The sequence below is a fragment of the Blautia parvula genome, assembly GCF_020215665.1.
GTDB lineage: Bacteria > Bacillota > Clostridia > Lachnospirales > Lachnospiraceae > Blautia > Blautia celeris.
Map to the genome: position 1 here is coordinate 3410402 of NZ_CP084061.1, position 13122 is coordinate 3423523.

At 45.3% G+C, this 13122-nt stretch carries 8 protein-coding genes and 1 CRISPR repeat array (1 of these 9 running past the window's edge); of the genes, 2 read left to right on the forward strand and 6 right to left on the reverse strand.

The genetic code is table 11. From position 1 onward, the window contains the following. Nucleotides 1-20: 20 nt before the first annotated feature. From LC508_RS15755 to LC508_RS15775, 5 genes are all read right to left on the reverse strand, one after another. Nucleotides 21-905: a carbohydrate ABC transporter permease gene (locus LC508_RS15755; protein ID WP_103731460.1), complete on the reverse strand. Its 885-nt coding sequence runs from the start codon at nt 903-905 to the stop codon at nt 21-23. Continuing rightward, nucleotides 902-1837 (reverse strand): carbohydrate ABC transporter permease, encoded by a 936-nt coding sequence (locus LC508_RS15760; protein ID WP_225305196.1) that lies wholly within the window; start codon nt 1835-1837, stop codon nt 902-904. The genes LC508_RS15755 and LC508_RS15760 overlap by 4 nt, the downstream gene beginning before the upstream one ends. A gap of 74 nt (nt 1838-1911) precedes the next feature. After that, nucleotides 1912-3282 (reverse strand): ABC transporter substrate-binding protein, encoded by a 1371-nt coding sequence (locus LC508_RS15765; protein ID WP_103731464.1) that lies wholly within the window; start codon nt 3280-3282, stop codon nt 1912-1914. 20 nt (nt 3283-3302) lie between these two features. Then, nucleotides 3303-4397, reverse strand: a complete 1095-nt coding sequence (locus LC508_RS15770; RefSeq protein ID WP_033141986.1) for a LacI family DNA-binding transcriptional regulator — start codon at nt 4395-4397, stop codon at nt 3303-3305. Between the two features lie 292 nt (nt 4398-4689). Further along, complete coding sequence (locus LC508_RS15775; RefSeq protein WP_081960410.1) at nt 4690-6087, reverse strand: MATE family efflux transporter; 1398 nt, start codon at nt 6085-6087, stop codon at nt 4690-4692. A 465-nt stretch (nt 6088-6552) separates the two neighbouring features. Here LC508_RS15775 and LC508_RS15780 point away from each other — a divergent pair, with 465 nt between their 5' ends. Continuing rightward, on the forward strand, nt 6553-7293 hold the full coding sequence (locus LC508_RS15780) for a lysophospholipid acyltransferase family protein (protein WP_103731459.1): 741 nt from the start codon (nt 6553-6555) through the stop codon (nt 7291-7293). A gap of 141 nt (nt 7294-7434) precedes the next feature. Further along, nucleotides 7435-8793, forward strand: a complete 1359-nt coding sequence (locus tag LC508_RS15785; protein WP_103731463.1) for an MATE family efflux transporter — start codon at nt 7435-7437, stop codon at nt 8791-8793. Between the two features lie 281 nt (nt 8794-9074). Here LC508_RS15785 and LC508_RS15790 read toward each other — a convergent pair whose 3' ends face one another. After that, the gene (locus LC508_RS15790; RefSeq protein ID WP_103731458.1) at nt 9075-10799 is read right to left on the reverse strand and encodes an AAA family ATPase; all 1725 of its coding nucleotides are present in this window, start codon (nt 10797-10799) and stop codon (nt 9075-9077) included. A 103-nt stretch (nt 10800-10902) separates the two neighbouring features. Then, nucleotides 10903-13122: a CRISPR direct-repeat array (repeat unit 32 nt; unit sequence ATTTCAATCCACACCACCGCGAAGGTGGTGAC); it runs 165 nt beyond the window's last position.

Genomic DNA, 13122 nt, shown 5'->3' on the forward strand with positions numbered 1-13122 from the left:
ATCCTCCAATTTTATATTTGTTATTCTTTCACTGCTCCGGCGGTCAGACCTGACATAAAGAATTTAGATGCGCACAGAAATGCGATGAGCAGGGGAAGTACCGCGCAGGTACTGGCCAGCATCAGGGCGCCGTAGTCTGTGCCTCTGTCTCCCACCATGGTCTTCAGCATCAGGGGAAGTGTCATTTTGGCGGGTTCTCTTAAGATCATGAGAGGCTGCATAAAGTCATTCCATACATTGACAAACTGCATGATTCCCAGAGACGCGTATGCCGGCTTCAGGATGGGGGCTACCACACGGAAAAATATAGTCCACTCGCTGCAGCCGTCTATTCTTGCGGCTTCTGTCAGGGATACAGGTACATTGTTCTGACAATACTGACGCATCCAGAAAATGCCGAAGGCGTTGGCACAGCTGGGGATGATCAATGCCTGAAATGTGTTCAGCCATCCCAGTTTTGACATCATGAGAAACCAGGGAATGATTCCCGCTGTCCAGGGAACCATCATAGTTGCAAGTAAAACAGCAAACAATGCTTTTCTGCCCGGAAAATCATACACAGCAAAAGCGTAGCCTCCCACAGAGCAGAACAACAGTACAAGAATGGTGTTCAGACCGGTTACAATACAGCTATTGAGGAAGGACTTCGGAAAATCCACCAGCAGGTTCATGTTTGCCAGATTCTCTGACAGACTGCCGCCGAACCACATGGCAGGCGGAAAGGAAAAGATTTCACTGGTAGTGTGTGTGGCCATGACAAACATCATGAAGAAAGGAAGAAGCATGATGAGTGCGATCAGACCCAGAACGATATACAGAGATATCTTTTTGCCGGCAGGGTGTACTTTTGCTATTATAATAAGTACAAGTGCAACTGCCATAATAAGAAAAAGCAGCATTTTCATAAGTGTTTCCTCCTTCCGTTTGGTTTGTCTTCTGTCAGTTGGTTGACACCTACAGAAATGATCACAATGATAATGGTGATGACATAAGCACACGCGGAGGCATAGCCATATGAGTTTCCTCCCTGAGGTGCTTTATTCAGCAAATACATCATAAGTGTCAGTCCGCCGTTATTGACACCGCCTGTCCAGCTTGAATTTGTAAGGATGAAGGGTTCTGTGAACAGGTTGAACATACCTATGCTGGACTGAATGATAGTAAAGATGATAATAGGTTTCAGCAGCGGAATGACAATGCTGAACATAACGCGGCTGTTGCTGGCTCCGTCTATTTTTGCCGCCTCGTATATGTCCGCGTTGATGCCCTGCATACCGGCCAGATAGATCACCATGTTCCAGCCCACCCATTTCCATGCAAACATTGCGATGACCGCAACTTTGATCAGGCTGCCGTCTCCCCCCAGCCAGTTGATGGGTACCTGCCCGAAAAGACCTAAAAACCAGTTGATGATTCCGTAGTTGTTGCCAAACAAGTTCTGAAAAATAATGGAAATGGCAACAGAGCTGGTTACCATGGGCATAAAATAGATGGTCTTGAAAATGTTTTCCCCTTTGACCAGTTTGGAATTTAATATGTACGCCAGTGCAAGGCCGCCCAGAAGAATGGGTATGTGGGCAATGATTCCGATAAACAAGGTGTTTCCCATGGCCTTCCAGAATAACGTATCCTTAAAGAGGTTGATATAGTTATCAAGTCCCATAAAATGCATGGCTGAGATACCGTCCCACCTGAAAAAGCTGATGCCGAATCCTGCCACTATGGGGAAGAGGCCAAAGATGGCAAAGAGAATGTAAAAAGGAGCAATATAGGCATAAGCAACCTTATTTTTCTTCAGAGTATAAAGGAAACCAGTCTTTTTTTTCACAGTATTCACAATCGTTCTCCTTTCCTGTCTGTTTAAAGCAGCCGCTGTGCGGCACCGGCCGTACAGCGGCTGACTGGATCTTATTATTTGTCCCAGACACCGGCATCCTTTAACGTCTGTATCTGTTGTTCTTTTACTTCTGCCGTTGCCTTCTCAATATCTGATTTAACCAAATCCCTGATTTCCTCCGCACCAAGTCCTTTTTCCAGTCCTGCATTGACTGAACTGTAAATGCACCCCTCCGCTGTGGTGTCCATCATAGTCGTGGTGACGGGTTTCAGTTCATTTGCCAATTCCACCCACAGTTCTTTTGTCTTCTGGCTGCAGAAATACGGGTCTTCCTTACCGTAAATGTCTGCATCATCATAGGCAGGTTTGTATGCAGGGAAATAGTCCACTGCCTCAAACATTTCATTCTGTGCCTGTGCGGTTGCCAGCATGTATTTTACAAACGCCCATGCTGCTGTTTTATTTTTAGACTGTTCCGGAATCACAAGGAAGGAGCCCCCCCAGTTGGATGCCTTCACGCCGCCCGGCATGGTGGTCACACCCCATTTTCCACTTGCATCAGGTGCATAATCTGTCTTCAGGAATCCGCCGAACCAGCTTCCTGTGCATACTGACGCCAGGGTCCCGTCTCCAAAGGCAGCTGTGGCTTCAGTACCCCACATATCAACATTCATGTCCAATTTTTCTTCACGCATTTTTATTACAGCGTTTAAGCAGTCCAGGTCTCCCTCTCTTTCAATTTTAAGGTTTAAATCTTCATCGTAATAATCCCTGTTGCAGAAAAGTTCAAAGTAGAGATAGGAAGCATCCGGCAAGAGCCAGCGCTCTCCCGGTATGTAAACTTTCCGTGCCACTTCCAGAACGCCGTCCCAGGTACTCATAAGCTCTGCCACTTCTTTTGGATCCGTTGGAAGTCCGCACTCCTCAAAAATATCCGTACGGTAGAAATAGCTGCATGGACCAACATCCCATGGAATCGCGCGGACAGCATTTCCGTCCGCAGAAATGCACTGGTCCCATTTAAACTCTACAAAATCATCCTTTAATTCATCTGCATTGTACGGCTTTTCCTTTAAATTCGTAAGCGCTGCGGAATCCCTGTACTGAGCAACATAAGCTCCTTCTATCATCGCCACATCCGGTGCGCCTGAACCGGCGGAAAGTGCTGTCTGCAGAGCCTGATGATGAGCAGTTGTATCTGTAAACTGGAATTTCACTTCCACGTTGGGGTATTCTTTGTGAAACCCCTCCAGAGCAGCCTTAAATGCATCATCACCGGATGGCCAGCCGCCTACTGTGATGGTTCCTTTTACGGATTCCGGGTCTGAGATATCTCCAGTATCCTCTGCTTCCGCGCCGGAACCTCCGCAGGCGGTAAGCCCTGCTGCCATGGAAGCGGTCAGCATCCAAATGGCTGCTTTTTTCATCATTTTCATTCTCTTCATATCTTTTCCTCCTGATATCATTAACGTCTGCTTCTCAAATCCTTAACACTTTCTCCTTCCAGAAGCCTTACTGATTGATGAACAATATATTTTGTATTCTTCTTTTCAATCATGTCTATAAGAATTTTTGCACACTCGCCGCCCTGCCTCTGTGGATTTGCATCCACGGTTGTCAAAAGAGGTGTAACATATCTCCTTGCTCTTGTGCCGTCTATACCCACTATGGAAATGTCCTGGGGCACTTTCACCCCCATTCTCTGTAACTCCCTCATCATACCCAGAGCAAACTCATCATTGAAACAGATGACCGCCGTGGCATCCATTTTTCTCTCCTGAAAGAGCTGCGCTGCGATCTCGCCTTTTGCAAAAAAGTCCTCCTCCATTTTCAGAGAATTATCCTCCATATCCTCCTTGAAGGCCATAAGCCGGATGTCATCCCGTTTATCCAGCCAATGTACACTGACGACCCAGTCCTGCCATCTTCTGTCAGACTTCAGGCTGATCTGCTCCTTGAATGCAAGAAGCCTGGAGTTAGGGTTTGTAGTGGAATATGGGAACCCAAAGGCGATCCGCTTATGTCCCATATGGAACAGATACTGCATGCCAACCTCCATAGCCCGGTACATGTCTATCTCCACCAAAGGAACTGATTTTGGAAGGTTCACCGGATTGCAATAGGACGCACTCACAACGGGAAGATAATAATTCTTTCCCACCTGTTCCAGATAATATTCCGTCAGGTTCTCATTGGGCATTATGATTCCGTCAATCATTGTGTCACGAATCCTGGCAAAAGACAGAACACCATTCATCACGACCATATACCCCCGCTCATTAGCGGTTTTGCACATACCCCGGTACATTTCCAGATTAAATTCATTATTGAGGTCCTTGCAGTAAAAAAGAATCTGCTTTGTACGTCTCTCCTGCAGGCTCATGGCCACAGGCTGCGGAACATATCCCAGCTCTTCTGCTGTCCTTATGATCTTCTGTCTCTTTTTTTCTTCCACATACCCGCTGTTGTTCAGAGCTCTTGATACAACTGATACAGATACGCCAAGTAATTCTGCTATGTCTTTTCTTGTTATAGGCTTTTCTGTGTTTCTGGACGGCATGTCTTTACTCCTTATTATTGTGATGATAGTTCCATTAACTGAACTTTTGCTTATTGTGCACAATTTTCTCAATAAGGCCTGTAAAAATTCCTATCTTTATGACTTCTGATAGGATAATCATATTTCTTTCACCATGTTTTATCAATATCGCTATATGTGGTCACACGTCCACACAGGATTCCCTGTCATATTTGACGCACATGAAAAAGGAACAGGATATGCCTAGCCGCATTTCCTGTTCCTCTTTTCAGACTGCCTTTTATTCTGCCGGGCAGTCCCTGTATTTAATTTTCTAATCCGCCACAATATTCTGCAGCCATACTCCCTTTTTCACCAATATAAATCCAATGAGACATTTTATCATATCTCCCATCTGCACCAGTATATAAATCGCCACAACGGGCAGCAGGGTAAAATGGCTCAGAGAGAAGGCTATGGTCACACTCACTGCCCAGATGAACACACTGTCAAACAGGAAGGTGACAATTGTCTTTCCTCCTGAACGCAGGGTGAAGTAAGCGGCGTGAAGGAAGGCATTCTGCGGCATGAACACCGCGGTTGCCATGATAAAGTATTTCGCCAGCTCCCTGGCCTCCTGGTTGGTGTTATAAAGCATGGGGAAAAGCGGCGCAAGGAGGAGCATCAGCAGAGCCACACCGGTACAGCAGAATACGGAGAAGGCTATCATCTTCGTATCTGTATCCCGGGCCTCCTTCATCTTGCCCGCACCCAGAAGCTGGCCCACCACAATGGCCACGGAATCTCCCAGAGCTATAAATACTATGTTAAATACATTATTGATGGTATTGGCAATGTTCAGGGCAGCTACCACATTTAATCCCCTGATGGAATAGCACTGGGTCAGCATAGCCATCCCGGCCGCCCAGAGAGCTTCGTTCAGAAGAAGGGGCGTACCCTTGATCAGTATCTTCTTCGTCAGCAGCGCCGGGACCTTCAGCGTGCGGTACAGCCCTTCAATATATTGGTTGACCTCTTTATGCTTGTGTGTCCAGTGAATGACAATGGCAGCCTCCACATATCTGGAAAGAACGGTCGCTATGGCTGCACCCCGCACTCCCAGTACCGGAAATCCGAATTTTCCGTAGATCAATATGTAGTTGAACACCAGATTAATGACAACGGCCGTGATACCGGCCTTCATAGGTGTAACCGTCTCCCCGCACTCACGCAGAGTGCTGGCGTATACCTGAACCATCATAAACGGCGGAAGCCCTATCAGCATAATGTAAAGGTACTGTTTCCCGTAAGCAAGTGTAGCCGCCAGATTCTCCGCGCTGCCCTCCCCGTGAAGGTACATGCTGATAAGCTGTTCCCCTCCAATGAGGAAAACGATGACAGTGCCCACTGTCAGGATCAGAGCCATCCACAATTTATACCGGAAGGTATTGCGGATACCCTCATTATCCTTCTGTCCAAAATACTGTGCCGTAAATATACCGGCACCCGACACACCTCCGAAAATACAGAGGTTATAAACAAAGATAAGCTGGTTTACGATCGCGGCACCTGACATCTGCTCCGTACCGATTCTTCCTACCATGATATTATCCAGAAGACTGACAAAATTGGTGATGCCGTTCTGTATCATAATAGGTATGGCAATAGCCAGGATCATCTTATAAAATTTTTTATCTCCGATGAATTTCTTCATCACTCCGGTCTTTCCCATTTTTCTCTAAGCCCCCCTAAAATCAGCGATATACTACATAACTTACTACAGGAAATCTTCTTTGTAAAGAAAATAATTTGGAATATAATGACGATTTTTCGCGGGGATTTTCGTTAGAATAACAGGATTTGTTAAAAACTTCTGTTTATGGAGAGATGCTTTTGGCCGGAGTTGTGTATTTTCTGTATATTAGGGCTAAATATGGCTTGCATCCCTTTCCTGTTTTCCGTATAATATAAGAAGTTCCAGGTATTGGATACGTCACATCATATATAAAATTTCCGGCCAGGTATGCCTACGGCATATCTGGTTTCTTATCCAATAACATATACCATAAATGGCATCCCGTAATTTATGGCACAGCAAGTGTGCCCCGTAAGGTATACCATAAATGGCATCCCGTAATTTATGGCACAGCAAGTGTGCCTCGTAAGGTATACCAAACGGTATAGAAAGGTGAGTGTTATGTTCCGCTTTATTCTTGTATGCATTGTAGTTGTAGGATTTCTTATTTTATCCATTCCGATCCTGCTGGTTGAATGGGTGATCGGTAAATTTAACCGGAGGGCAAAGGACATCAGCTCCCTGCGCATTGTCCAGGCAGTTTTCAGATGTGTCCTTAAGATTACAGGGTCTGATATCCAAATCATCGGCCATGAAAATGTCCCCCATGACACGGCAGTCCTTTACATAGGAAACCACAGAAGTTTCTTTGACATTCTTCTCACCTATGTCCTGTGCCCGGATCTGACCGGATATGTTGCCAAAAAAGAAATGGAGCCGATTCCCCTTTTGTCCAGCTGGATGAAATACCTGCACTGTCTGTTTCTGGACAGAAAGGATATCAAAGCGGGTATGAAGACCATTCTGACTGCCATTGATGAGGCGAAAAACGGCGTTTCCATCTGCATCTTCCCCGAGGGAACCAGAAATAAAAATGAAAGTGAACTGGATATGCTTCCCTTCCATGAAGGCAGCTTTAAGATAGCCACCAAATCAGGATGTCCTATTATCCCTATGGCGATCACCAATTCCGCTGAAATTTTTGAGGCACATTTTCCTAAGATCAAACCTGCTAAAGTGATCGTGGAGTATGGAAAACCCATTTATCCGGACCAGCTTTCAAAGGAAGATAAAAAACGTCTGGGGGCGTATACACAGGAAACTATTTTGAATATGCTGAAGAAACACAGGGAAGACTTCTGAAGGTAAAATTTTATAGTTTATACTGCAGTTTATCGTAAAAAACGCTGTTTCGGTTATTCTATTATTATAGAAGGAATACCGAGGCAGCGTTTCTGGATTAAACAGAAGAAAAATGCCGCAGAAGAGAGGGACAAAAGAATGATGAAGAAGAAAACATACAATATGCTGACAGACCCACCCGGGCGCTCGCTGCTGTTTTTTGCGCTGCCTATGATTTTAGGGAATCTTTTTCAGCAGTTTTATAATATCGCAGATTCTGTGATCGTTGGAAATTTTGTTGGGGAACGGGCGCTGGCCGCTGTAGGTGCCTCTTATGCGATTACAAATGTATTTATTGCCATTGCTATCGGCGGAGGAATCGGAAGTTCTGTGATCATCTCCCAATGTCTCGGCGCAGGAAAGAAAGGCAAAATGAAGACAGCCGTATTCACCACGCTTATCAACTTCCTTGTGGTGAGTATTTGCCTGGGAGCGCTGGGACTTTTCCTGAATCACCGGATTCTGGGATGGGTGAATACGCCCGGAGAGGTTTTTTCGGACGCAGCGCTTTATCTGGCTGTATATTTTGCCGGGCTGCCGTTTTTGTTTATGTATAATGTGGAGGCGTCCATTTTCAATGCGCTGGGAGATTCCAGGACGCCGCTGTATCTGCTGATATTTTCCTCTCTGCTGAATATTTTCCTGGATATGTTGTTTGTCATACGGTTTCGGGAGGGGGTGAGAGGGGTTGCTGTGGGTACTCTGATTGCTCAGGGAGTGTCTGCTGTAATTTCGTTTGGGCTGCTTCTGCGGAAGCTGAAGGGGTATGAAACAGATGAACACTGGCGTGTATATGATGCCGGGCTTATGTTTTCCATGGTAAGGATTGCGGTTCCCTCTATTATCCAGCAGTCTATTGTGCAGATTGGGATTCTTCTGGTTCAGTCGGTTGTCAACAGCTTCGGAGCTTCTGTGCTGGCCGGTTATTCCGCGGGAATGCGAATCGAGTCTATCAGCATTGTGCCTATGCTGGCTATGGGAAATGCCATGTCCACCTTCACTGCCCAAAATGTGGGTGCCGGACAATTGGAACGGGTGAATAAGGGATATCGGATGTGTTATGCAGCGGTGCTGAGTGCCGGGGCATTTCTGTGTATTCTCTATCAGTTGTTTGGGAATGTGTTCGTCTCAGCGTTTTTGGACGCCGGAAATGGAAGTGCCGCTTTTCAGACGGGACTGGATTATGTGAAGTTTCTTTCGTTCTTTTACGCTTTTATCGGGCTGAAAGCATCCACAGACGGACTGCTGCGCGGGGCCGGGGATGTGAAGGCTTTTACAGTGGCTAATCTTGTGAATCTCTCTATCCGGGTGGTCGTGACAAATGTGTTCGCGCCGGTGTATGGCATTCAAGTGGCATGGATGGCTGTGCCTATGGGGTGGGCCGCCAATTATGTGATATCGTTTGGGTGGTATTTGACGGGAAAATGGAGGAGGAGATGGGAGACTGTTGGGGTAAGATGAAGTTTTGCTGAATGCGGGCATATATGATATAAATGAAAGACCTGGGTTTATGTGGGATTATGTCAGTGGGGATGCAGGTATTTCTCGGGTCTGCACTGCTGTTAAGATTGGTTTGAGGATTCCCTTCCGCTATGGGGGTGAGGGAATCCTCGTTTATTTTGATGGAACTATCTCCAGTGGTTATGGTACTTGATTATCTTTACGTGAGCTTTAAGACAGTCTAAAATATTGATCATTCTTCTATGTTATTCAGAGACAGCATAAATAAAAGTACCGGAGGTTCATTCCACCATAACTTTGCAGCGCTTTTTGCAGCATGCTATTCCAAATTTTAATATGTGATTTAGCCCGAGTGCTTTTAGCTCTTCCGTATAGTTTTTCTCCTCAATTTGCCGCAGTGCCTGTCTGCATCCTGCCTCAAGATTGGAATCCTCAGAATATTTTAACTCTACCACAATGCCTAAATCTTTTTCTTCAATTTCTACAAGTATAACGCTGTAACCATTTCCGGATTCACGATTGGACCATACACCCCAGCTATCCTTAAATCCAAGCAGTCCCAGCAAAATCCCATGATAAAAATTCTCTTTTCTATATTTTCCCACAAAAGTATCTCTGATACGGATAGTTTTTCTAAGATAGGCATTAAAGTACATTTCCACTCCTGCTGCATCACCATTTTCAAATGCATCGCAGAACATATTTAATGTATCTCCATCTCTTTTCGTCATATCCTGGAACCATTCCATAATCTGTCTCGTAAATATCTTTCTCACTTCCTGGTTAGGAATTACCAGGTTAAATATATCATCTTCAGATTTTCCCTGCTGTGTCAGATACCCTGTAGTAAACAGAACACTCCATATATTATCTGTATCGCTGTACAATTCACGATAGGTTAATTCCTGCCGGATTTCTTTTCTAACTGCTTCCCCCTCAACCAGGCGCTCAATCTCACGTTTTGTTGTATTGCTTTCCGCATTTTCTATAAAGCATCTGACAGACTGATTGCTGCTGGTATTGGACCAGTAATCCTTTGGCTGTACTTTGGGATCAAATCTGAGTTCATCACAATAGCATATCACATCCCAGGGACAATAAACATGAACATCACCAAAACGATAACCGTCATACCAATCCTTTATAGTTTCATAGGACGCAGTAAGTCCATAGTATTCCAAAAGTTCTCTTACTTCTTTATCTGTAAATCCAAAGTATTCATCAAACCGGACATCCGTGATGGAAAGCACTTTCATATTATTCAGCCCGGTAAAAATACTTTCCTTTGACACCCGCAGACAGCCTGTTAACACAGCAAACTGCAGGCTGTCGTTAGTTTTTAATACCTGCTCAAACAGATTGCGTATCAACATAATCATCTCTTCATAATAGCCATTATCAAAGGCCTTTGCCAGGGGGACATCATACTCGTCAATCAGTATAATGACTTTTTTGCCATAATGTTTCTGCAGCAGCATGGATAACGTCTTCAGACTTCCCATCAGCAGCGTGTCTGACATAGTAAAACCCTGCCTGTTGCTTTCATCCACTGCAGTCAACTGATTGTACTGCATTTTTTCTTTCTCGTTCAGGTTATTGCTTTCGGATAAAAAATAGAACCTCAGCGCTTCATTCCCAATAATGGAACGCATCATATCCCGCGCAGCTGCAAAATCTATGCCGTTTACGCCTTTCAAGCTAATTGAAATAACTGGAAATGCGCCCATATATTCTTTGCAAAGGCTTGTTTCTTTTGAAATTTCCAATCCATTAAATAACTTTTCTGTATATGTTATGTCACCCTCAATGTCCAAAAAGCTTTTCAACATACTCATGTTAAGGGATTTGCCAAAACGTCTGGGGCGTGTAAAGAGATTTACTTCTCCCCAATTATATAGAAGGTCTTTGATCAGACCTGTTTTATCAATATAATAAAAATCTTCTGTCCGAATTTTTTCAAAGTTCTCTATTCCAATTGGGAGTTTCTTTTTTATTGCTGTATTCATCTTTATGCTCACCTCTTTCTGCAAGGTCTGGTCACTAAATTTGAATTCACGCTATTGCGCAGGTGATGACAAAATTCAAACTTTTCTTTGATAGAGGCAAGACATTTCAATCCACACCACCACGTAGATGGCGACGTAGTAATATATGCCAGAATCATGACCGATTCCTATTTCAATCCACACCACCGCGAAGGTGGTGACTGGGATACGGCAAAATTGGACGAAATTTATGGTATTTCAATCCACACCACCGCGAAGGTGGTGACCCAAGATATTTGATGACTGGCAAATCCCGATGGAATTTCAATCCACACCACCGCGAAGGTGGTGACGCGGTAAGAAAGGAGGGACAAGCCGGTGTGCTATATTTCAATCCACACCACCGCGAAGGTGGTGACACCCTGTTACAGGTAAGCGTATCAAAGTACCCATATTTCAATCCACACCACCGCGAAGGTGGTGACGATAAAAGCAATAACTGGTACTACGGATGCTGTAATTTCAATCCACACCACCGCGAAGGTGGTGACCCATTTCCGTCAAGAAAAACAGGACGTCAAATGATTTCAATCCACACCACCGCGAAGGTGGTGACTGGACCAAACAAGATAAAGCTTATAGCGACGGATATTTCAATCCACACCACCGCGAAGGTGGTGACGAGGGAGCCGGGTGGGCAAATCATCGGTGAACTATTTCAATCCACACCACCGCGAAGGTGGTGACAGTGTATCTTCAAGCTATCATGAGCGTTGCAGTATTTCAATCCACACCACCGCGAAGGTGGTGACTTTTTCCGCTTGTGGACCATGTTGTTATTTACTGATTTCAATCCACACCACCGCGAAGGTGGTGACACTGAAGAACATAGGCTCATAACTGGGATTACTTATTTCAATCCACACCACCGCGAAGGTGGTGACCAAGGCGCTGCGGGCAAAAGGGCGTCTGGAAATATTTCAATCCACACCACCGCGAAGGTGGTGACGCTGATACCTCTATTCCAATCGTGTCAATAACTGATTTCAATCCACACCACCGCGAAGGTGGTGACACAATTCTCCGTTTGTGACTCTTGTTCCTGCCGATTTCAATCCACACCACCGCGAAGGTGGTGACCCAAGATATTTGATGACTGGCAAATCCCGATGGAATTTCAATCCACACCACCGCGAAGGTGGTGACGGTAATCATTGCTATCCTATTGGTTGGATGTGGGATTTCAATCCACACCACCGCGAAGGTGGTGACTTTACCGTTAATTCTTTTAAGCATGAAATGGAAGATTTCAATCCACACCACCGCGAAGGTGGTGACTCCAGTTATCCCTCCTAAGTTTGTAATAAATGTTATTTCAATCCACACCACCGCGAAGGTGGTGACGGAGAAAGTTTTAAGTATATCGGTGCCTTGGCGGATTTCAATCCACACCACCGCGAAGGTGGTGACAAAACAATAGATAATATATCAGGTATGATTTTATTATTTCAATCCACACCACCGCGAAGGTGGTGACAGATAAATTTGCTTTTCTTTTACTCGCCCACGGATTTCAATCCACACCACCGCGAAGGTGGTGACATAAGTAGCTTGGATTGTCGCCGATATATCCACTATTTCAATCCACACCACCGCGAAGGTGGTGACTCTGTATGAGGCGGGAGGATATAAGGACCTTGCCATTTCAATCCACACCACCGCGAAGGTGGTGACCTCGCTACGACTCTTTGCGTCCGTGTCGGCATAAATTTCAATCCACACCACCGCGAAGGTGGTGACGCAGAAGATATAGATGCAATTTTTTTTGATATATTTCAATCCACACCACCGCGAAGGTGGTGACCAGGGTGTCCTGATAGAACTTTTTAAGCGGAGAGTATTTCAATCCACACCACCGCGAAGGTGGTGACGCGGCCTGCTCTTATATCTGAGCAGACCATAGTATTTCAATCCACACCACCGCGAAGGTGGTGACGAAGGCAGATGTTATCTGCTCCTGCATACTCTGCGATTTCAATCCACACCACCGCGAAGGTGGTGACCCGTCATTCCTACTGCATGAGCCTCTGTGTGATATTTCAATCCACACCACCGCGAAGGTGGTGACGCAAACACCTGGCAACTAACAAATTTCAATCCACACCACCGCGAAGGTGGTGACCTGATGAGAAAAAAAGTGGATGGTAAAAACCGGATTTCAATCCACACCACCGCGAAGGTGGTGACCAACTCCCCCCTTCCATCTCTAATTCATTGTATAATTTCAATCCACACCACCGCGAAGGTGGTGACTGTTTGCAAGCACTCATGCACAAAGCGTGAT